At 61.1% G+C, this 20882-nt stretch carries 18 protein-coding genes and 1 tRNA gene; 6 read left to right on the top strand and 13 right to left on the bottom strand.

Going from position 1 to position 20882, the window contains the following annotated elements; all coding sequences use genetic code 11:
• Positions 1–107: 107 nt before the first annotated feature.
• From BUB04_RS14010 to BUB04_RS20130, 11 genes are all read right to left on the bottom strand, one after another.
• Complete coding sequence (locus tag BUB04_RS14010; protein WP_073040577.1) at positions 108–1580, bottom strand: SLC13 family permease; 1473 nt, start codon at positions 1578–1580, stop codon at positions 108–110.
• Positions 1581–1612: 32 nt separating this feature from the next.
• On the bottom strand, positions 1613–2167 hold the full coding sequence (locus BUB04_RS14015; protein ID WP_084076507.1) for a CBS domain-containing protein: 555 nt from the start codon (positions 2165–2167) through the stop codon (positions 1613–1615).
• A 120-nt stretch (positions 2168–2287) separates the two neighbouring features.
• A complete protein-coding gene (locus BUB04_RS14020; protein ID WP_073040579.1) occupies positions 2288–2716 on the bottom strand; it encodes a response regulator in 429 nt (142 codons plus the stop codon).
• 9 nt (positions 2717–2725) lie between these two features.
• The gene (locus BUB04_RS14025; protein WP_073040581.1) at positions 2726–3184 is read right to left on the bottom strand and encodes a response regulator; all 459 of its coding nucleotides are present in this window, start codon (positions 3182–3184) and stop codon (positions 2726–2728) included.
• The gene (locus BUB04_RS14030; RefSeq protein WP_073040582.1) at positions 3177–3692 is read right to left on the bottom strand and encodes a response regulator; all 516 of its coding nucleotides are present in this window, start codon (positions 3690–3692) and stop codon (positions 3177–3179) included. The genes BUB04_RS14025 and BUB04_RS14030 overlap by 8 nt, the downstream gene beginning before the upstream one ends.
• Positions 3693–3704: 12 nt before the next feature.
• Positions 3705–3995, bottom strand: a complete 291-nt coding sequence (locus tag BUB04_RS14035) for a hypothetical protein (protein ID WP_073040584.1) — start codon at positions 3993–3995, stop codon at positions 3705–3707.
• A gap of 189 nt (positions 3996–4184) precedes the next feature.
• Positions 4185–4850, bottom strand: a complete 666-nt coding sequence (locus BUB04_RS14040) for a sensor histidine kinase (protein WP_143156497.1) — start codon at positions 4848–4850, stop codon at positions 4185–4187.
• 15 nt (positions 4851–4865) lie between these two features.
• Positions 4866–5234: a response regulator gene (locus tag BUB04_RS14045; protein ID WP_073040588.1), complete on the bottom strand. Its 369-nt coding sequence runs from the start codon at positions 5232–5234 to the stop codon at positions 4866–4868.
• A gap of 18 nt (positions 5235–5252) precedes the next feature.
• Entirely contained in the window at positions 5253–6983 is a 1731-nt protein-coding gene (locus BUB04_RS14050) for a sensor histidine kinase (RefSeq protein ID WP_143156498.1), read from the bottom strand.
• Positions 6983–7333 carry a dinitrogenase iron-molybdenum cofactor biosynthesis protein gene (locus tag BUB04_RS14055; protein WP_073040589.1) on the bottom strand — a complete coding sequence of 117 codons (351 nt, stop codon included), beginning with the start codon at positions 7331–7333 and terminating at the stop codon, positions 6983–6985. Before BUB04_RS14055 ends, BUB04_RS14050 begins: the two co-directional genes overlap by 1 nt.
• 2 nt (positions 7334–7335) lie before the next feature.
• Complete coding sequence (locus BUB04_RS20130; RefSeq protein WP_073040591.1) at positions 7336–8775, bottom strand: sigma-54 interaction domain-containing protein; 1440 nt, start codon at positions 8773–8775, stop codon at positions 7336–7338.
• Between the two features lie 663 nt (positions 8776–9438).
• On the opposite strand from BUB04_RS20130, the gene hisB reads away from it, so the two are divergent.
• From hisB to BUB04_RS14080, 4 genes are all read left to right on the top strand, one after another.
• Positions 9439–10035 carry an imidazoleglycerol-phosphate dehydratase HisB gene (gene hisB / locus BUB04_RS14065; RefSeq protein ID WP_073040593.1) on the top strand — a complete coding sequence of 199 codons (597 nt, stop codon included), beginning with the start codon at positions 9439–9441 and terminating at the stop codon, positions 10033–10035.
• A gap of 271 nt (positions 10036–10306) precedes the next feature.
• Complete coding sequence (locus BUB04_RS14070; protein WP_073040595.1) at positions 10307–10507, top strand: cold-shock protein; 201 nt, start codon at positions 10307–10309, stop codon at positions 10505–10507.
• A gap of 207 nt (positions 10508–10714) precedes the next feature.
• Complete coding sequence (locus BUB04_RS14075; protein WP_178371998.1) at positions 10715–11923, top strand: DEAD/DEAH box helicase; 1209 nt, start codon at positions 10715–10717, stop codon at positions 11921–11923.
• Between the two features lie 70 nt (positions 11924–11993).
• Positions 11994–12070 (top strand) — tRNA-Met (locus BUB04_RS14080).
• Between the two features lie 19 nt (positions 12071–12089).
• Here the strand turns inward: BUB04_RS14080 and BUB04_RS14085 are convergent.
• A complete protein-coding gene (locus tag BUB04_RS14085; RefSeq protein ID WP_073040597.1) occupies positions 12090–13322 on the bottom strand; it encodes a tyrosine-type recombinase/integrase in 1233 nt (410 codons plus the stop codon).
• 87 nt (positions 13323–13409) lie between these two features.
• The gene (locus BUB04_RS19420; RefSeq protein ID WP_073040599.1) at positions 13410–13646 is read right to left on the bottom strand and encodes a helix-turn-helix domain-containing protein; all 237 of its coding nucleotides are present in this window, start codon (positions 13644–13646) and stop codon (positions 13410–13412) included.
• A gap of 753 nt (positions 13647–14399) precedes the next feature.
• On the opposite strand from BUB04_RS19420, the gene BUB04_RS14095 reads away from it, so the two are divergent.
• Together BUB04_RS14095 and BUB04_RS14100 are read left to right on the top strand one after the other, a co-directional pair.
• Complete coding sequence (locus BUB04_RS14095) at positions 14400–17201, top strand: DUF3987 domain-containing protein (protein ID WP_073040602.1); 2802 nt, start codon at positions 14400–14402, stop codon at positions 17199–17201.
• A 1149-nt stretch (positions 17202–18350) separates the two neighbouring features.
• On the top strand, positions 18351–20612 hold the full coding sequence (locus BUB04_RS14100; RefSeq protein WP_073040603.1) for a hypothetical protein: 2262 nt from the start codon (positions 18351–18353) through the stop codon (positions 20610–20612).
• Positions 20613–20882 lie beyond the last annotated feature (270 nt).

Consider the following 20882-nt stretch of genomic DNA (forward strand, 5'->3'; position numbering starts at 1 on the left):
CCTATAGCCGACGGGCACTTCGAGAGCTTGTCCGAAAACGCCGCGGACGGCCTCCCAGTTCAGCATCCCGCCGATCCGGACCGCCGGCGGGCCTTCCGTTCCGGCCGTTATCCTGCCACGGTCACGGGCATGCCCATGAGCGGCCACAGGACCGCCGCCGCAAACCCCACCACCACCATGAGCAAGATGCTGGCCGGGATGCCGTAGAGGAAGAACTCGCCCGTGGTGAACTGCTTGGACTCGTAGGCGATGGCGTTGGGGGCCGCCCCCACCAGCAGCAGGAAGGGCATTCCCGCCGTCACCAGAGACGCGAAAAGGATCACCTCTCCCGCCACGCCCAGGTACGGGGCGATGACCAGCGCCACGGGAAGCGAAATGGCGATGGCCGCCACGTTCATGATGAAGTTGGTCATGATCATGACGAAGAAGGCGATGCTCATGACGAAGATGAACCAGTTGGCATCCTTGAACATGGTGAGCCAGTTGACGGCCAGCCACTTGGCCGCTTCCGTCTCCCACAGGCAGAAACCGATGCTCATGGCTCCGGCAAAGAGCAGGATGATGTTCCAGGGAACCTCTTCCAGGTCGTTCAAATCCAGGATGCCGAAGACATAGAAGAGGATGGTGGAACAGAGGATGAGCGCCGTCTTGTCGATGAACTTGAGGGCCGGGATGAACGAGCGCAGGCTCATGATCACGATCACCGTTCCCACGATCAGAGCAGCGATGATCTCATTCCGGGTCATGGGCCCCAGCTGGGCGTCCAGTTCCTTGGCCTTCTCCCGCAATCCGGGGATGACCTTCTTTTCCGGGCGGCAGAGAATCATGAAAAACCCCCAGAGCAGGAAGGTCATGATCCAGCCCACGGGGAACATGTAGTAGGTGAGTTCGAAGAAGCTCACGCTTTTCCCGGCGATCTCGTTGTAAAAGCCGAGGGCCACCGCGCCTCGCGCGGCACCGAGGAGCGTCACGATGCTGCCCGCCCCCGCCACGTAGGCCATGCCCATGAACAGGGCCTTGCCGAACTTGGTGGGCCGGTCGTTTTCGCCGTAAAGGGCGTAGATGGAAACCAGCAGCGGATAGATGGTGGCCGCCACCGCCGTGTGCGCCATGATGTGGGTGAGGGCGGCGGTGACCACGTAACACCCCAAAAGGATCATGCTGGTGCGATCCCCCACCACCTTCAGCATCTTGTAGGACAGGCGTCGGGTGAGACCGGTCTTGGTGAAGACCGTGCCGATCACGATGGACCCGAAAATGAAAAGTACCGACGGGTCCATGAAGTCCTTGAAGGCCACCTTGGCCGGCCGCACCAGGAAAAGCACCTGCAGGGCTCCGATGAGCAGACTGGTGACGCCGATGGGAACCACCTCGAAGACCCACCAGGTGCCGGCCCACAAGAAGATGGCGATGGCCGCCTTGCCCTCCCGGGAAAGTGGGAAGTGCTTGCCCATGGGATCCACCGCATCGGGCCAGGGCGGGGACAAATAGACCAGCATGAAGAGAAAAACACCCGTCAACATGAAGGCGAGCCGCTTCCAGTCCAGACGGCTTTCAGCCTTGATGGCGATATCGTGCATAGAGATTCCTCCGGTTTGTGTGCCGCTCTCGGTTAGAGCTCACAGGCCTTGATTCGTTCGCTCACTTCCACGTAAACGTCCGTGAGCCGCAGGATTCCCACGATCTCTCCCCGGCGGGTCACCAGCAGGGACTGGTGGGGACCCATGACCAACTGATGGATGGCCTCGTTCAGACTGGCCGTCTCTTCCACGTATTCCCCGGCGCTGGGGCTGTGCATGATGTCCCGCACCCGAATGCGCGCCGCCTTTTTGCAAAGGTCGTCCAAGGGCTTGTCCAGCAGGGACAGCTCCCGGGTGATGGCGCGGATGAGTTCGGGGCCGAAACCGAAGCGGCTCAACAGACCCACGTCCCCCACGCCCTTGTATTTGGGCTCCAGGGCCCGAAGCACGTCCAACTGGCTGACCTTTCCCACCACGCGGCCCGTGGCGTCGCACACCAGCACCGCCCGGTGCTTGTAGGGCCGATCGGTGGATCTTTCCTGGGCCTCTTCCAGCGCCAGGACGGCTTCGTAGAGACTGGCGTCCTCGGGCACGGTGGCGTATTCGGAAAGAGGCACCATGAGTTCTTTCACGGTATTTTTGACCACAGACATCCTCCTCTGGTTGGTTTCGCGCGGCGGCCTTAACTTTTATTAATTTGTGTGCATAAAGGAACGATCACGGACGCGCGCTCCTTCGCTTCCCACCTTCCCCCCGCCGAGGGGTGCCTACCAGCCGCGCCGCTTCATGATCCCGTTGATCTCCGCCTTGCGGATCCGCTCTTCATGTTCCCGCTTGCGGGCCAGGGCTCCTTCCAGCTTCTCCACCAGCTCCGGAATCTCGGTGGGTTTCATGAGATAGTCGTAGGCGCCCAGCTTCATCCCCTCGATGGCCGTCTCCACCGTGGCGTGGCCCGTGAGCATGATCACCTCCACCAGGGGCTCCCTCTGCTTGATCTCCCGAAGCGTTTCGATTCCCGATTTTCCGGGCATCACCACATCCAGCACCACCACGTCCACCTTGGCCTCGCCGAGCTTCTGGAGGGCCTCGTCCCCGCCGTAGGCCTTCACAACGGAGAACTCCCGCGCCTCCAGGCGTTCGGCCAGGATGTCCACGAACTCCACCTCGTCATCCACCAACAGCACATGCGCCTTCATGGACTCTCCTCATTTCTTCTTGTCTTCGTCCATCACTTCCCGGGCCGTCTTGAAATCCCCCGCCTCGGCGAAGGTGGCCGCCACCATGGCGTCTTCCATCTTCTTTTTGTAGGCCAGGCGGAGTGTCTTGATGAGGTGATCCACGTCCACGGGCTTCTGCAGGTATTCGAACGCCCCCAGGCGGCGGGCCTCCTCTTCGTCCTTGTCGGACCCGTGGCCGGTGAGGATGATCACCTGCACGTCGGGATAGTTCTTGCGCACGCGCCGGAGGACCTCCATGCCGTCGATGCCGGGCATGCGCAGGTCCAAGACCATCACGTCGGGAACCTCGTCGCTCACCAGCTGCAGGGCCTGTTCGCCGTTGAAGGCCACGTCCGAACCCACGTCGCGCATCCGGAGACGCTCGGAAAGGGTCTTGACGAATTCTTCCTCGTCGTCCACCAAAAGAACCTTGATATTCTTAGTCATTCTTCTTCTCCTTTTTCCCCTTGCGGGCCCCATCCTCTTTCTTCAACATCCTTCTCGCCACATCGGGTGCCCCCGCCTCGGCGAAGGCCGCCGCCACCATGAGATCCTCCCACCGCTGCTTGAGGGACTTGCGGGGCCGGCGGGGTTCCCGCCGGGCCGCCCCGGCGGCCCGAATCCGATCCTCCAGGGCCTGCCAGTCGAAGGGGACGAAAAGATCGTCGAAGGCCCCCCGCCGCATGCCCTCCATGGAAAGCTGCACCCGGCCCTTGGGAACCAGCAGGATCACCGGGACGTCCATGGCACGGGCCTGATCCAGGAGCACCCATCCCTGCCCGCTGTCCTCTCGGCATCCCAAAAGCACCACATCCACGGGCTCCGCCTCCAGAAACCCCAGAGCCTCCTGCTGGCCGTCCGCCTCCAGGACCCCGTAGCCCCGCCGCCGAAGCCAGGCGCACAGGCTCCCCCGGAAGCGCTCGTCTTCCTCCACCACCAGCAGGCGCACCGCCATGGAACCGGCCCCTTAGACCTGCACCACGCAGTAGCGGACCCGAACGCCCGCCAGGCCCACGTCGGCCAGGAAACCGGAAAGGTCCCGCTCGCGGGCGGCATCCCGGCCCAGCACCAGGCGCCGGGCCGCATCGGCCAGGCCCGCCTCGGCCAACGCCGCCGCCGAGAAGAGATCCTCCAGCCGGGTTCGGGCGTCCGCCTCCATGCGCTTCCAGCCCAGGGACGGAACGGATGCGGGATCCACATTGGCTTCCGCCAGGGTCACCGCGGCCCACAGATCTTCGATCTTCTTCTTGATAGACATGGCATCCTCCTTTGTTCGGGATGATGTTCCCATTTTTGTTCCCGCCTTCACATGGATAGAAAGCAAGGAAGATGCCAAGTCGTCTTTATGGGGAACTTCAGGAAGTTAGAAAAAGAGAGTCAGAAGGAACTTCCGCTCAAAGGCAATGCGATACGTTCTGAAACATCCAGCATGAGACAGTATGATACATTATGACACAATCCCGGTCCCCAGCCGCACCCGCACTCCGGCGGCGTCCCCGTCCAGCGAAACGCCCAAATCCCGGGCCAAATCCCCCAGGGCCCCGTCGGCCAGCGCCTCTTCCAGACATCGCATCCCCTCGGGCGCAAGAGCCGTCCCGGGCCAGGAAAGGGTCAGCACCGCCCCGCCGCCTTCCCCCGGCCCGCAGCGGACCTGGAAACGCTCCCCTTCCGGAAGGGCCTGGGCCACCGCCGTGATCACCCGAAACAGAAGCATCTGGAGGCGCACCGGGGAGGTTTCCACCACGGGGCCCTCCCCTTCCCGCACCACCTGGAAGGAAACGGAGCGCCGGCGCAGGAACCGCTCGCTCAGCACCCGAAGATCCTCCAGCAGATCCCCCAGGCTCACGGCGGCCGTCTCCCGGTCCGCGCTGTGGGCGAACCGGTTGAGGTGGGTGAGCACCCCCGTTCCCCGCCGCACCTGGTCCCGCACGGACCCGAAGGCCTTGAGGAACCGTTCCCGGTGGGGAAAGTCCTGGGCGTTGGGAAGGCCCATGAGGTCTTCCAGGAGCCCCACCGATTCGCCGATGATGGCCAGCACGTTCTTCATTTCATGGGTGGCCCCCGCCGTGAGCTTCCCCATGAAGGCCGTCTCCCGGTCCAGTCCGTTTTCCATGGATCCCTCCATCGCCTATCGCCCGGCGCAGGCTTCCTTCATCTTGGCCATGAGCGTTTCGATGTCCAGGGGCTTCATGAGGTAATCGAAGGCGCCCAGGCGCATCCCCTCGATGCCGTCCCGCGTGGCGCTGTGGCCCGTCAGAAGAATCACGGGAAGATCGGGCTTCATCTCCTTGATGCGCTTGAGCACGTCCAGCCCGCCCAGGCCCGGCATGCGCACATCCAGGACCACCACGTCCAGGGGCTCCTCCTGCACCCGCCGGAGCGCCTCCTCGCCGTCCGACGCCACGAGCACCTCCATGCCCCGGATCTCCAGCCGTTCCGCCAGCGTGGAGACGAATTCCACCTCGTCATCCACCAGCAGCACCCGCAAACCTTCCATGCCGATCCTCCAGGCCTTTCATTCCTTGGTAAATTCCGGCGGCTTCTTGGGCAGGTAGACCGTGAAGGTGGTGCCCCGCCCCTCCTCGCTCTGCACCTCGATGCACCCGCCCAGCTTCTTGACGATGCCGTAGGTGATGGGGAGCCCCAGTCCGGTTCCGTATCCCTTCTTGGTGGTGAAGAAGGGCTCGAAGATGTGCTTCAGGGTCTCCTGGTTCATGCCGTGCCCGTTGTCCTGGATGCTCACCGCCACCCGGTCCAGGTCCGCATCCCAGGTGGTGATGGAGACGATCCCGCCGTCGTCCACGGCGGCGAAGGCGTTGTTGAGGATGTTCAGGAGGACCTGCTGGAGCTGGCCGCGGTCGGAGGCGATGCGCGGCAGGTTTTCCGCCAGCTGGAGCCGCAGGTCGATGTTGCGGTAGAGGGCCTCCTTTTCCAAAAACCCCAGCACCTCGCCGATCACGTCGTTCAGGTCCAGCACCTCGATCTGCACGTCCATGCGCCGTGCAAAGCCCAGCAGCCGGTGGGTGATGTTGCGGCAGCGGTCCACCGACTGGAGGATCGCCTGCACCAGGGCCAGGAACTTTTCCCGCTTGGGGAAGTCGGGAGTGTGTTCGATGATGTCCTTCATCAGGCCGGCCTTCTCGTTGATGATGGCCAGCGGGTTGTTGATCTCGTGGGCCACGCCCGCGGCCAGCCGCCCGATGGACGAGAGCTTGTGGTGGTGCTGCATCTCCCGAAAGGCGGCTTCGCGGCGCTCATCGGCCTCGCGGATCTTTCGCACCAGGATGCCCGTGAGCTTGTAGACCACCAGGAAGATAAGGGCCGTGCCGCCGAAAAAGAGCAAGAGCAGCTCGCTTTTGAGCGTGGTCCAGGCTTGGAGCACCTGGGCGCGGGGCTTGACCACCATGAGGACAAAGCCGGGGTGCACCAGGTGGGCGTAGGCCACGAAGACCGGACGGCCGTTGGGATCCACCGCCTCGATCACGTCCGCCTGGTAGCTCACCCGGGGAACGGGCAGGGGGCATTGGCTCAGCACCCCCCCGTAGAAGCGGCTGGGAGTCTGGAAGACGCCTTCGCGGTTGACGAGAAAGGCGTCGCTTTCCGGATCCAGGCCCATGGAGGCGATGAGCTCATGGAAGCGCTGGGTGTCGATGGTGGCCCGAAGAATCCAGCGGTCCCCCCGGTCGGTGAGCTGCTCCACGGCGATCACCAGGTGCGGGAACCGGCGGTAGCCCATGAACACATCGCTCACGTAGGTGCCCCGCACCCGCACCTCGTGGTACCAGCCCTGCTCCGAGTAGTCCTTTCCCTTGAGGTCGTAGGGGCCCACGTAGTTGACCTGGACCCCGTTGGCGTCGATGAGCCCCAGGTCCACGAAGCCCGTGAACTCCTGCTTCATCACGTTGAAGATCCGGTTGAGCCGCTGGGGATCGGCCAGCTCTTCGTAGGGATAGGCCCGGGCGATGAAGCTCACCGCCGACACCCGTTCGGCCAGGAAGAGCTCGAAGGAGTGCTTGGTCTTGTTCACCAGGCCCCGCAGCGGGGTCACGATCTCCTTTTGGAGCACCGACCGGTATTCGTGGTAGTTGATGCCGGCCATGAGGAGAAGGGGCACGAAGGTGACCAGCACCATGAGGATCATGAGATTTCGGCGCAGCACATCGTAGCGCTGGGGGCTCTCCTCATCCACCTCGAAGGAGAAGAACCCCCCGAGCCCCCTCTTGAATCTTTCCAGTTTGTCCACCATTACAGTTCGACCTTTCGCTCCATGAGGACCGCGCCGGGACTCAACCGGCCTTGGGCGATGGCCGCGCGCACGCTTTCCAGCTCCCCGATCACCTCGTCCACCACGTCCACCCGCTTCCAGGTGAGATAGTCGTAGTATTCCTGCTCGATGGCCCCGCAGACCAGGGTGTGGGCGTTTTCCGAGATGAGCAGCTGGCAGAGCCCCTCGGCCGACGCCTGAGGCAACACCACCGTCCGCTCCTCCACCAGCTCCCCCGCCTCATCCCAGACGCCCACCCACACCTCCGTGGCCAGATCCAGCCGGGCCGCCACTTCGGATCCCTGAAGGGGAACAAAAACCTTGTGCGCCATTGTCATTCGCCCCGATTCTGGTTGCCGACGATACCATAGCGTTTCATCTTGCGCCAGAGCGTGGAGCGGCCCCAGCCCAGCAGTTCGGCGGCCCGGTTTCGGCGCCCCCGGGCCTGGACCAAGGCGTCCAGGATCATGCGCCGCTCCACCTCCTCCCAGCCCTCTTCCGCCGACACCGCCCGGGCCGGGGAAAGCGCCTCGGGCGCCGACGCCACCCGGGAAGGAACGGCAGGCTCGGCCGGGGCCGGCACACCCCGCGGAGCCTCCACCACGTAAGCCGGAAGATCCCGGCGCTGGATGGTATCGGCCGTGCACACGTTGACGGCGTATTCCACGATGTTCTTAAGCTCCCGCACGTTTCCGGGGTAGGGGTAGTGGAGCAGGAGATCCAGCACCTCGGCAGAAAACCCCTTGATCTTTTTTTGGAATTCCGACGAAAAGAAAGCCAGGAAATGATCCAGCAGGAGCCGCACGTCGTCTCCCCGTTCCCGCAGCGGCGGGATGTGGACCCGCACCACGTTCAGGCGGAAGAGAAGGTCTTCCCGGAAGCGGCCTTCCCGGACCATGGCGTGCAGATCCCGGTGGGTGGCGGCGATCATGCGCACATCCACCCGGATCCCCTTGGTGCTCCCCAGGGGGTGGATGATGCGATCGTCCAGGAAGGTGAGGAGCTTCACCTGCAGGGACAGGGGCAGATCGCCGATTTCCGTGAGAAACAGGGTGCCGTTGTGGGCCAGCTTGAAGCGGCCCGGCTTGCTGTGGGCCGCCCCGGTAAAGGCCCCTTTTTCGTGGCCGAAGAGTTCGGATTCCAGGAGCGTTTCCGGGAGGGCGCCGCAGTTCACCTTGATGAAGGGGCCCTTGGCCCGCCCGGAGACCTGGTGGATGGCTTCCGCCAGAAGGTCCTTTCCCGTGCCGGTCTCTCCCGTGATGAGCACGGAAGAATCGGTCTGGGCGATGCCGGGCAGGATGGAAAAGAGGCGCTCCATTTCGGGGCTGTGACCGATGATGTTTCCGAAGCTGTAGGCGTGGGCCTTCTTGTCCGAAAGCTGCTGCAGGATCCGAAGGTCCTCCACCACCTCCAGGAAGCCCACCGGGGAGCCTTCGTGATCGCAGACCAGGGAAAAGGTGATGCGGACCGGCACCTTCTGGCGGTCCCGGTTGATGATGTCTCCTTCGCGGCAGGTGGGCCCGGTGTCGGGCGAAAGGGAGCGAAGGGGACAGGAGCCGGCGCACAGGCTGGATCGCAACACGTGGCGGCAGGGAAGTCCCCAGGCGTCCTCGCTGCGGATGCCGGTGAGGGCCTCCGCCGCGCGGTTGAGACGGATCACCCGCCGCTCCCGGGAAAGGATCACCACGGCCGAGGGAATCTCGTCCAGAAGGGACGAGAGCGGGATGGATCGGCCGAAGAGATCGACCACCGTTGCCCGACCGCGGGTGTCCATGGCATCCTTCCTCGCGGGAAGCGCCCCGCCGGGCGCCTCCTTTCTTCTTTCCCAAGGGGCGTTTCCGTGGGCAACATACCCCAGGATGCCCCGGGCGGCAAGGGACAGGATGAAACGGACTGGAACGCCGCCGCGATCTGTGGCATAGCAGAGAAACGGTTTTCTGGGGCGCGTTTGCCCGGTTGCGGGGCTGAGCCGTGGGAGCCTGTCCGAGAAGGCTGTTTTTCACGGGACGGCGGGCGTCCTGCCCGCATGTTGTGCGGGCCGGAGACCCGCGCTCCCGGGGGAAAGGGCTTTCGCGCACATTTTCAGCGCAACAGGCCGGGGAATTCCCGCCCTCCTCGTAGCCGCGGGGCTTCAGCCCCGCGGGAAAGGTCCGTCGTAACCCCTTGAAGTCGCAGGCCGTATGCGAGGCCTATCCGGCAACCGGGGATTCCTCCGCAGCCCCAAGGGGCTGGGCTACGGGAAAAGCGGAGACCCCAAGCGTTGTCGGACAGCTTGCCGGACCAGGCGGGATGGGCGTTTTACGTAGGGGCGGGGTTTATCCCCGCCCGTGGCACCCGCACTGCGGGGCAGATGGGGCCGGTTGGGGACGGAAGGGTTTTTCGGTGAGGCAGGGGAGCGGTCTCGGCCGCGATACGGAACGCAAGACAAGGACGACCCATGAGTGAGACGAAGCGAAGCGCCTTCATCGAGCGGAAGACGAAGGAGACGGCCATTTCGATCCAGCTGGGAATCGACGGGCGGGGCACGGCGGAGGTGAGCACCGGCATCGCCTTCTTCGATCACATGCTGAGTCTTTTTGCGGTCCACGGCTTTTTCGACCTGACGGTCCGGGCCCGGGGGGATCTGGACGTGGACGGTCACCACACGGTGGAGGACGTGGGCATTTGTCTCGGCCAGGCCTTCAGCCGGGCGCTGGGAGACCGGGCGGGGATCCGCCGCTACGGCCAGGCGTCGGTGCCCATGGACGAGGCGCTGGCCCGGGCCGTGGTGGATCTATCCAACCGGCCCTATCTGGTCCTTAAGACCCCTGCTCTGGTGGAGCGGGTGGGGGCTTTCGAAACGGAGCTTCTGCCGGAATTTTTCCGGGCCTTCTGTGTGCACGCGGGAGCCACGCTGCACTTGCACGTGCCTTACGGAGAAAACAGCCACCACATGCTGGAAGCGGCCTTCAAGGCTTGGGGCCGGGCCCTGGATCAGGCCTGCTCGCTGGATCCCCGGCGTTCCGGAGTCCCCAGCTCCAAGGGGGTACTCTAGAATTTTAGAAAAAATTTTCGGATACGTTTTCCAGTGGCATCTCAATGGGTTGCCCCGTACAGGGACGAAACGGCCGCAAACTTTTTGGCCCTCTGGCCGATTATTTCCTTGCCAACGGAACGGAACGCCATTAGGTTTGCGTCAACTCAAGCACGCCCGTTTCAAGCAAACCGGCATCGTTTCCACTGCAGGACCAGTTCGATAGGCGAAGTGACATCCTCCAGTAGTTGAAACACTTGAGAAAACCCAAAGACGACAGGAGAATGTCGCTATGAACAAAGGTACTGTGAAGTGGTTTAACGATCAGAAGGGTTTCGGATTCATCCAGCAGGAAAACGGCCCGGATGTCTTCGTCCACCATTCCGCCATCAATGCGGACGGCTTTCGGACTCTGAACGAAGGCGACCAGGTGAGCTTTGACATCCAGCAAAGCGCCAAGGGTCCGGCGGCCGCCAACGTGACGGTTGAATAAAATCGCCAGGAACAGCCTGGACGCCCCCCGCCCCGCGGGGGGCGTCTTTTTTTGGCTGATTCCGAAGCACCCCTACACTTCAAAACCCCGTCCCGCCCCCGAAGGATCCCGCCCCTTTCACGGATTCTTCCGCCCGCCGCCCTCACCGGGCCCCAAGGCCGACCCGCGCGGGATGAAGTGCCACCCCATCAGAAAAAGGACATCTATTTGAATACTTTTACCGATATCCATCTTGACGCCATCCTCCACAAGAACCTTCAGCGCGTGGGCTTCCGGACCCCCACACCCATCCAGGCCCGGGCCATTCCCGCCGCCTTGGCAGGGCGCGACCTCATCGGCCTGGCCCAGACCGGCACCGGAAAGACCGCCGCTTTCGGCCTCCCCATTTTGCAAAAACTTCTCAAGGGCCAACGTCGGACCCTGCGGGCCCTCATCCTGGCGCCCACCCGGGAGCTCACGGAACAGACCCGCACGGCCATGGAGCAACTGGGCCGCGACACGCGCCTGAGTGTTCTCAGCCTCTACGGCGGCGTGGGAATCCAGCCCCAGATAACGGCCCTTCGCCGCGGCGTGGACATCGCCGCCTGCTGCCCCGGCCGTCTGCTGGACCACATGAACCGGGGCACCATCGACCTGGACTCGGTGGAGATCCTCGTTCTGGACGAAGCCGATCGCATGTTCGACATGGGCTTTTTGCCCGACATCCAAAAGATCGTCGCCCGGCTGCCCAAGGTGCGCCAGACCCTGCTCTTTTCGGCCACCATGCCGCCGGCCATCAAGGCCCTGGCCCGTCAGCTCATGCGCGATCCGCAGACCATCCAGGTGGGAGCCTCGGCGCCCGTGGAATCGGTCTCCCACACCTTCTATCCCGTGGGTACGGCGCAAAAAGGCGCGCTCTTGAAGGACATCCTGGGCCGACTGAGCCGGGGCCGGGTGATCGTCTTCACCCGCACCAAGCATCGGTCCACTTCCCTGGCCCGGCAGCTTTCCAACGCCGGCCATCGGGCCGTCGCCCTCAACGGCGACATGCCGCAGGGGAAACGCCAACGGGCCCTGGACGGCTTCCATCGAGGCCGCTACCAGGTCCTGGTGGCCACGGATGTGGCCGCCCGCGGCATCGACGTGAGCAAGGTCTCCCACGTGATCAACTTCGACATCCCGGACACCGTGGACGCCTACATCCACCGGGTGGGCCGCACGGGTCGCGCCTGCGAAACGGGCGAAGCCTTCACTTTCGTGTGCTCCGAAGACCGGTTCATGGAGACGGCCCTCAAAAGGACCCTGGGAGACAGCCTAAGCTACTGCATCCTGGACGAATACAGTCCGCCTCGGCACCAGCAGCCCGCGGTGCGGAGCTTCCGGCCCGCCCGCCGCAACAGGCGCCCGGCCGGCCGAACCGCCCACGCCTGGAACTGAGCGGATGAAAAAGCCCACCGTTGCCCCTTGACTTTCCCGGCCCGGTGGGCTAATAAATGGTGCTCGTTGACGCGGGGTGGAGCAGTTAGGTAGCTCGTCGGGCTCATAACCCGAAGGTCGGAGGTTCAAATCCTCCCCCCGCTACCAGGAAAATCAAGGACTTGGCTCACACGGCCAGGTCCTTTTTTGTTTCCGGTTGCGGATAGGTTGCGGATGGTTGCGTGTGGTCGTTTACCACATCGTCCAGCTCGTCGATGTCGGACCGGCTCTCGCAAGGCAACCACTTGTAGTAGGTGTTGAAGGTGATCTGGGCGGAGCTGTGCCCCATCTCCTTCGCCACTTCCGCAAGCGGATCGCCCTTGCTGAGCCTCAACGTGGCGTACGTGTGGCGCATGTCGTGCGGAGTGCGCCGCCGCAGGCCGGACTTTTCCATGGCCCGCTTCCACACCCTCTTGCGGAAATTGTCCGGATCCATGGGGTTGCCGCTCTCGTTGCAGAACACCCACTCCGGCACACTTCGCCGGCCGGTGCGCAAAGCCTCTTCCTTGCGCTTCTTCCTGAGCCTTTCCAGCTCGGTCACCACCTGACGACTCAGACGGACGTCCCTTTTCCCCGAACGACTCTTGGGCGTGGTCACCCGGCCGTGCACAACGTTTCGCTGGATCCGGGCGACGCGCTGGTGAAAATCGATGTCGCCCCACTGAAGCCCGGCCAGTTCCCCCATCCGCAGTCCGGTGCGAAACGCCGTCACGATCAGCGGGTAGTACTCGGGGAAGTGTTTCCGGTAAACCTGTTCCAGCAGACGTCGTTCTTCCCGGCTGAAGGGATCCGGCTCCCTCGCCGGCGACTCCCCTTCCGGTTTGGGAATCTTCACGCCGAGGACCGGGTTCCGGTCGATGAGTTCGTCCGGGTGGTGTGCATAGGCCAGAACGGAGCTCAGGCAGTTCTTGATGTTCTTCACCGTCTTGCTGTTCAGCCCTTCCCGGATCTTTTGAACCATGAGATCCGCCACCGCCCTGGTGGTGATCCGATCGAGCCGTTCGTTTCCCATGGCCGGAAGGAGGTGTTTCTTCAAGATCACCTCGTAATTGCGCCGCGTGGATCGTTTCACGGATATCCGTGCGTATTTTTCCAGCCAGCCCATGGAAAACCTTCCTTCATCGTCCTTCCACCCGTAGACGTACTCCCTGAGCGTCGGAACCTTCGGCTCGCGCTCGGTCCCCTCGTCGGCCAAGAAGGCCAAGTCCCCAAGCACCAAACGCGCCTCGATGCGCTTGGCCGCCTCCAGGGCGACCCTCCTGTCCTTACCGATCTTCTTGGACCTTCTCATGCCCTGATGGTCGATGAAGATCCACCATACGCCCGAACCCTTCGGGCGCTCGCGCACTTTGACTCCCATCGTCCCTCCTTTCCAAGTGCGCCAATCCGCCGCCTGATCCTATCAAAAACCGGCGGCCGCGTCTTGGTCCGGTTCTCGGGTCGACACTCAGAACCCCAAAGAGCCGAGGATGTCATCCACGATGGTGTCCAGCTGCCGGGGATCCATGCGATAATGCAACTCCATCCATTCGTGCAGATCACTCTCCTTGACCCGTACGAGCTTCCGATTGATGCGAAACGCTGGAAGCGGGTGAACGGGATCGTGCAGCAAATTCCAAACGGTCCGCTCCGAAATTCTCAGCTTTTCGGCCACCTCGCTGATTTTCAAATACTGATCGCTCATGGTTGAACCTCCATTCCCTCCAGGAACCAACAGATCATCGTGTCCCATCCATTGCACCGAGGCCTGCAGGCAAGGTGCCTCGCGGCCTTCAGAGGGAAAGGGAAAGAGAAAAAATCGCATTCGGTGGAATTTTGGATTCCCGGATGGGGGCATAAAGAAATAACCTGTTGATTTTACGCGATCTTGTTCCATCAAAAAAATTTTAAAAATTTTTTGTCACACACCTGCCTGTTCGAAAAAAACCATTTTGGGATCCCGACAGCTTTCCCTTTATAGAGTTTGGGCTTTTCAAGCTGATCTGGCTGTGGACACCCGTAGGCACCGGGCGCCTGGAAAAAGTCCCAAATCATCCCCGCAGCGTTTCCCCTTTCCTAGTTTGCCCTCTCCTTCCTACCCCCCGCTTCCGTGCAGCTCGACTCTTTCCCCGTTGTGACGTCTTTGTCCGACGCCCCATTGACCAGCCCACAACTTCCCCTTGCCTTCAAAATCCGGGAAGGCCCGACGATGCTTTCCCTTTTCTTCATTGAGCCTTTTGCCATGCGAGAGGTGCGCCCCCAGGGGCTCGAAAAATAGCTGCGATTACCTCTGCGACGTTTCCCCTTTCCTTCTTGAGAACGCTCGACCTGGAAAATTCAGGAAGGGGGGTGAGGCGCGAAACGGATGGAAACAGGGACGGACAGAGGTAATGGAGACAAGGAACGGCCCGGGCGGGCCTTTCCCGGGCGGAAAAGCAGCTGTTGAGCGAGGTGCGTTATGTCTCGTTGCGAGAAAGACTCCAACTACACAGAGATCTTGAAGTCACTGGCCACCCTTTTTGACCCGGAAACCGATGTGTTCGAACTGTGTGTCATCCATCCACGTCGTTCCACCAGCCGGCTCTGGAAGGGGCCTGCCTACGGCCGGAAGCCCATTGTGGCCGGTTGGTTCGACAGCCCGGAAACAGCCGCGCGATTGGCGGCCGAAATCGACAATTATGCCATGCCGGACGGAATCTACGTGACCCTCAACCCGGTACAGACCGACGTTCACGCCCGGGCCTACAATCGCTTGAAAACTGGAATCCAGCGCACCAAAGACGATGAGACAGCCGCCTACCGACATGTGCTCATCGACATCGACCCCGTCCGCCCCAGCGGGGTTTCAAGCACCGACGAGGAGCACCGGAGGGCTCTGGACTTGGCGTGGGAAATCCACCGATCCTGGCCGGGATTGTTGGCCGACTCCGGCAATGGGGCTCACCTGGTGCTGCGTTTTGAAAAGGACGTTCAGGTCACGGAAGAAACCAAATCCTCGATCAAACGATTCCTCGAAGCCCTGCACGCCCGTTTCCAAACGGATCAAATCAAGATCGACGCATCCGTTTACAACCCCTCCCGGTTGGTCCGCTTGTGGGGGACGTGGACCCGCAAGGGGGATCACACGAAGACGCGCCCTCATCGGCCGTCCAAAATCCTCCACCTTCCGGATCCGTGGCCGTACGTCTCTTTGGATCAATTGGATCATTGGAGCAAAGAGTACTTACCGGTGGAAAATGAGGACCCGGCTTCGTCGGGCGGCAGACGGAAAGCAGGGACTTCCCGGCTGAACGTGGACGCCTACCTGGCCGCCTACGGAGTGGAAGTGGTAGGCCGGAAAAGGAAAGGTGACGCAACCTTCTACCAACTCAGAAACTGTGTCTTCGACCCCGCCCATGGGCCCAAGGAGGCGGCGGTCGTCCAGGCCGATGACGGTCGTCTCGCCTACCATTGCTTCCACGACTCTTGCAAACATCGCACTTGGCATGAGGCCAAGGCCAAAATATCCGGGGAGGATCCCTTGGTTGCATTCCTGCACAGGGAAGCCCCCGTTTCCATCGAACCGGGACCTAAACCTCGGCCCTATGAACCCTTGCCTCCCCTGCCGCCTTGGCCCATGGAGGCGTTCCCCGCCCCGTACCAGCGTCTCATTTCCGAGGTGACGGAGTCCCTCTCGGTACCGCTGGAGATGGCTGCAACGGCCTTTTTGAGCGCCACCGCCGCCTGCATAGGCCGGACGCGGCAGATATACGACGGTCGCGAGTGGTACCAGCCCCCGATATTGTGGTTTGCCCTCGTCGCGCCCAGCGGCTCAGGTAAGAGCCCCACGTGCAATTTCATTTTCGAACCGATCAAGAGGTTGGAAAACGAGTGGTTCATCGAATTTCGATCGGCCACGGCGAAATATAAGGAAAAGCTGGATATCTGGAAGTCGGCCCCGAAAGAAGGCAGGGGGCCCAAACCTGAACCGCCCCGCTGGAGACAGCTGCTCATAGACGACGCCACCGGTGAATCCATCGCAGAGATCTTGTTCCAGAACCCCAGGGGTCTTTTATGGAACAGCGATGAACTGGCCGGGATGATGGCGAACTTCGACCGGTACAGCCGAAATAAGGGCGGAACCAAATCCCGACTCATGACCGCCTACGATGCCGGCCAGTGGAAGGTTTCCCGCGTCGATTCCAATCGGCAGAGTCTCATTCCCCACGCGGCCATTTCCATCTTCGGGACCATCCAACCGGAGATTCTCCCCACCGCTTTTTCCATGATGGACGTTTACAGCGGTTTTTTCCCCAGGTTTCAATTCATCTTTGCGGAACGGGACAAGCCGCCCTTTTATACCGAAGCCCGTGTGTCAGCCGTCTCAAAGCAACTTCTCCATGATACCGTGGATCACCTTCTGCGCCTCGATTTCGATCCCGACGGGAGCCCATACACCGTGGAGATGGATGATGAGGCCCGATCCTTGTTTCGCGAGTGGCAGAACGGCATCGCTTTGCTGCCCTGGATCGACCCGCGAGGGGAAAAACTGGAGCCGTTCGCCCAAAAAATGCGAGGCCGCGCCCTGCGCTTGGCCCTCGTTCTGCACGAGCTGGATTGCTACCTGCTCGCAAAGCCGGACACGCGCGAAAAGGTCAGCAGGGATGTCATGGAGAGATCTATTCGGCTGGCCGATGTCTTCTTGGCCCATCAACACCGCGCTTCAACTTACCTTTCGCTGAAGCCGGGCCGACCGCCGAGCCCTTTGCACCGTCGTATCGCACAGGCCATCGTGGAGCTCAGCGGGGAAATCGAAAGGGGATCGATTCCCACGGCCCGGATCGCCGAACACCTGAACGCCGGCCGGGATCCAAAGTTTCATGTATCGGCACAAAGTGTGGGGAAAGCCGCAAGCGATCTTGGCCTGCATCCGCGCCAAGTCCGTTACCGGGGGCGGAAGTGCAGGTGCATCGGCGTGGACGACCAGGCCCTCCAACGCCTTCATGCCGTCGCCGGCCCAAAATTTTCCGGGACACCCGATCCAAACGGGACAAAGCGGGAGATACCGGCGGCATCCGCCCGTCCCGTTTCAGATTCCAAACGGGACACATGGGACGCGCAAACGGGCCCTGAAGATCCCGGCGTCCCGGTCGTCCCGGTTGCCCCGTCAAACGGGACGGCCGCGGATGCGCATGAATCCTTGGATCGTCCCGGATGGAACGTTTGTCCCGGTTCCCTGAAACAAGCCATGGACAACGAAATCGTGGAGGTGGTGTTTTGAATACCGCCGAGGTGATGCGAAAATTGGTGGAGGACGGATTGACCCTCAAGCACCGTGAGGGCCGTCTGGTCGTCAAGGGCCTGAAAAGCATTGTGCAGGCATATGAGCCGCTCATTAAGGCTCATAGGGATGAACTGCTGCGCTTCCTGACGGCGCCGAAATGCCGCCACTGCGCCCACGCCAAAACAGATGCCTCCTGTGCAGCCGGCCACCCTTGGCGGGGTGCGGAACTATCCATGCCCTGTCGTGACTTCGCCGTTCGATCGGCCGCCTCCGGGCCCTGGAACCCGGCTCCACGGGTCAAATGTCAGGACTGTGTTCATTTTCAGCCGCATGAGCAGGCGCCTCGCGATATGCCCGGCTCCTGCGGGCATGACGGGAGTTTGCAATGGCCATGGCATCGTACCCATCGATGCGGGCACTTCCTGGCTGAAACCCAGGAAGCGAGGAACAATGCCTCAATTTCCGAATCCGTCCGGACCGACAAGAACCCTCCGCCCGCACAACAGGCAACAACATGAAGAAATTCGAATTTGAGTAACATCGTAAATCGATCCTATACAACCCTTCCGGGTCGGCTTTGTCCCGCCCCTGTCTCCGAATGCCATTTCGGTGACCGTGTGAGCCGGAAACTTTGGGGACGGCCAAAGCCATCCCGGCATACCCAAAACCTCAGGAAACCTTTGATCCATGTAAGATGTCGCTCTCGACCTTGTGTCGGCGGCTTGCGGTGGAACCAGTTGTTCATGAGTGCCGCCAATACTACGACAGCGTGATTGGAAAAGATCCGCAGAGGCCCATCGACCGCCCCGGAGTCGGAGATCCATGAGAAGAATGAAACCGAAAGACGACATCCCTCCCGAGTCGGCCCACCCGGCGTGGCGCGCAATGTCGATTATATCAGTAGGAAATAACTAACATTTCTCTTGTACCTCGGTCCCCCGGCTGATAAGCTTTTCAGCGCATCGATTCACTCCCGCAACGCTGATTTTTTCGTCCCAAGTGGGTCAAAATTGATGTCCCCAAGAGAGTCAAAATAATCGGCCATTGAACAGGAAGAGAGGCCTTTATGCTTCTGGATGAGGTGAGCCCGTCCACGAACGAGAGAGAAAATGGAGACTCCCTCTCGAGTATCAAAGGATATGGGGAATGAAGGCACCTCAATTTCTATCAAGGGGCATTGATTACCTCGGCGATCTAGGCGCGAAGCTGAGAGACCTACAGGGTTTCAGGACTCTTGCCAACGAGCTGGTTCAGAACGCGGACGATGTCAAGAGCGGCGTCAGCAAGATGACATTCAATGTCTCCGACGATGCGCTCATCGTTGATAATGACGGCGTATTCAGCGATTGCGGAAAGATTGAACGGGATGAGTGTCCTTGGAAAGAAGATCCGGAGAAAGGTCACCGTTGCGATTTCCATCGTTTTCGATATGTCGCTTCAGGGGACAAACGCGCGGAGGAAGACACCACAGGCGCCTTCGGCATCGGGTTCATTGCGGTTTATCAAATCACCGATCGACCGGAACTTATCTCCGCCGGGCGTCATTGGCGACTGCATGAGGAGCGGCCTGAAAATGAGCGCATCGAGGTGTGTCCGGGTTGCAAAGTCTGCAAGGATGCGCGGTTACCGCCAACCCGTTTCATCCTTCCCTGGGCGACCGACCCACAAAGCTTCCTGCGTGAAAAATTAAACGCCCATGCGATGACACCCGCCGAGATCGGATCGCTCTTTGACGAATTGGACCGGTCCCTGTCGCCTTCGATGCTTTTTCTAAAGCGGCTTCGTACGATCGAACTTCTGCGCAACGGACGAATTCATAAGGTTTTCCAGCGCCTCGACGAAGGTGACAGTCTGATATTGACGGACGGGGAGCCGGCCCGCGATCGGGTCTGGCATCTCATTAGAGGACATTTCTCTGCAGAGGCCCAAGGGTTGCGCAACAAATACCCGGGAAGAATCGAGCAAAAGCGCTCCAGCCGGGTGACCATCGCCCTCCCTCAGGATAATGAATGTCAAGGCCTGTTTTGTGCGACTCTCCCCACAGAACAGAAAACGCGATTCTCTTTCCATATCAACGCGGATTTCTTCCCGTCCAACGACCGCAAGCGGCTTAATCTCTCGGCGGGGTATGAAGCCGAATGGAATCGCGCCGCCATCCGCGCCGCCGCCGCAGCGCTTGCCGAATACCTGGAGCGGTTGCCATCGATTTTGGGGCATCGATCGCTTTGGGGGCTGCTGGAGAACATCAAAAAAGTGTCCGAGGAGACCGGAGAGCCCGCCCTGGCCTCTTTTTGGGAAGAAATATCCCCCCGCCTGAAAGACGCTCCGATCATTTTCACCACACGCGGAAAATGGTTGAAGCCGAACGAATGCTTTCTGCTGTTGCAAAAGGAAGAGGCCCCCGCCGTTCCGCTGCTCGAAAAGCTCGATATGGACATTGTCAGTGAGGAATTGCGCCCCTACCAGACCTTGCTCCGAAGCGATGCCGTAGGTACCCCGGTTCTCTCCATCCCAGCCTTGTGGGGAGTGCTCATTGAACTTGGACTCGATGAACCATTGGAAGCCGAAGATCGGCGAAGGGTGTTTTCGGACTTCGCTGATCTAAAAATTCTCTGGGACGAGCTCGCTTTGCTCCGCGGCCGAGACAAGCGGACACCCAATATCCAGGCCGAGCACGATCGGTTGTTGAAAACCCTCTCTCTGGCGCCTGTTCAGGGCGATCGTCTTGTCCCCTGCGGAAGCGCCTACCGCGCCGATCCTACTACGGTTCACATATTCTCTCAAATCGACCCTGAAATTCCATTTCTGTCGGAAGACCCTGATTTTGAGCCGCTTAAAGACCTATGCCCCGTGTTCGATGCCGCAGCCGGCATCGAGGTCCTGAAAGCCGCCGACCCGGAGCGGATCAATCGCGCCCGGCAAGAGGGGCGGCTGGAGTTGGGAAATCTGTTCGGTTGGTTCGAAAACCATCGGGGGGAGATACTCGAAGATGCAGACCTGAAAAGGGCGTTGAGAGAGCTTCCTATCTTCCCCGGCTCGGGAGGACTCCGGCGATTGGAAGAACTGACGCTTCCGGGAGACTTCGATGATCCCCTGGGCCTGGCGGAAATCGCCGACCTGCAGGAACTCGATGGACGTCGCGAATTCTTGCGGGCCCTTGGCATGCGCCCATTGGATTTCAGCACCTATGCCGCCAAGTTGCCCGTTGCTCTATCCAAACCCGGTATAGCCGCGGACAAAATAAGACGAGCAGTTATGCTTCTCGCGGAACGTATCGGAACGATAAAAGATGATCCATCTATACGCAAAGACTTGGCCGAAGCGCCTCTGGTGGAATGCACCGACGGACGCTTCCGGAAGGCCACGGAATGCTATCCTGAATCCGTGAATAGAAAGGCGGCAAACTGACGGTGGGGCATTCGAAATCCATTTCACGGCTGGGTGATGGCCGTTTTCGACTCCCCCGGCGGCCTCCGGGCCGTCAGAAGCCGGAGAAACCGCTTTCGATGGTGATATTTTACGCCTTTCGAAACACAGGTGTCCCTTCAAAACCTTGCGGTCAGTCCGCTTGCATGCTCTTGAGGAGGCCCGGACTATGCCGGGCAGAACCTGAGATACACACTGCGAAAAGCACGAAAGGCTGGACAGTGTCTTCCGAACTGCAACTTCAACCGGCGC

The sequence above is a fragment of the Desulfacinum infernum DSM 9756 genome, from assembly GCF_900129305.1.
Lineage (GTDB): Bacteria > Desulfobacterota > Syntrophobacteria > Syntrophobacterales > DSM-9756 > Desulfacinum > Desulfacinum infernum.

Coding starts and splice junctions, on each gene's coding strand:
- BUB04_RS14010 (WP_073040577.1), bottom strand. CDS start 1,580: ATGCACGATATCGCCATCAAGGCTGAAAGCCGTCTGGACTGGAAGCGG.
- BUB04_RS14085 (WP_073040597.1), bottom strand. CDS start 13,322: ATGGGAGTCAAAGTGCGCGAGCGCCCGAAGGGTTCGGGCGTATGGTGG.
- BUB04_RS14050 (WP_143156498.1), bottom strand. CDS start 6,983: ATGGTGGACAAACTGGAAAGATTCAAGAGGGGGCTCGGGGGGTTCTTC.
- BUB04_RS14100 (WP_073040603.1), top strand. CDS start 18,351: ATGAAGGCACCTCAATTTCTATCAAGGGGCATTGATTACCTCGGCGAT.
- BUB04_RS14070 (WP_073040595.1), top strand. CDS start 10,307: ATGAACAAAGGTACTGTGAAGTGGTTTAACGATCAGAAGGGTTTCGGA.
- BUB04_RS14035 (WP_073040584.1), bottom strand. CDS start 3,995: ATGTCTATCAAGAAGAAGATCGAAGATCTGTGGGCCGCGGTGACCCTG.
- BUB04_RS14030 (WP_073040582.1), bottom strand. CDS start 3,692: ATGGCGGTGCGCCTGCTGGTGGTGGAGGAAGACGAGCGCTTCCGGGGG.
- BUB04_RS20130 (WP_073040591.1), bottom strand. CDS start 8,775: ATGGACACCCGCGGTCGGGCAACGGTGGTCGATCTCTTCGGCCGATCC.
- BUB04_RS14055 (WP_073040589.1), bottom strand. CDS start 7,333: ATGGCGCACAAGGTTTTTGTTCCCCTTCAGGGATCCGAAGTGGCGGCC.
- hisB (WP_073040593.1), top strand. CDS start 9,439: ATGAGTGAGACGAAGCGAAGCGCCTTCATCGAGCGGAAGACGAAGGAG.
- BUB04_RS14095 (WP_073040602.1), top strand. CDS start 14,400: ATGTCTCGTTGCGAGAAAGACTCCAACTACACAGAGATCTTGAAGTCA.
- BUB04_RS14020 (WP_073040579.1), bottom strand. CDS start 2,716: ATGAAGGCGCATGTGCTGTTGGTGGATGACGAGGTGGAGTTCGTGGAC.
- BUB04_RS14025 (WP_073040581.1), bottom strand. CDS start 3,184: ATGACTAAGAATATCAAGGTTCTTTTGGTGGACGACGAGGAAGAATTC.
- BUB04_RS14045 (WP_073040588.1), bottom strand. CDS start 5,234: ATGGAAGGTTTGCGGGTGCTGCTGGTGGATGACGAGGTGGAATTCGTC.
- BUB04_RS14040 (WP_143156497.1), bottom strand. CDS start 4,850: ATGGAAAACGGACTGGACCGGGAGACGGCCTTCATGGGGAAGCTCACG.
- BUB04_RS19420 (WP_073040599.1), bottom strand. CDS start 13,646: ATGAGCGATCAGTATTTGAAAATCAGCGAGGTGGCCGAAAAGCTGAGA.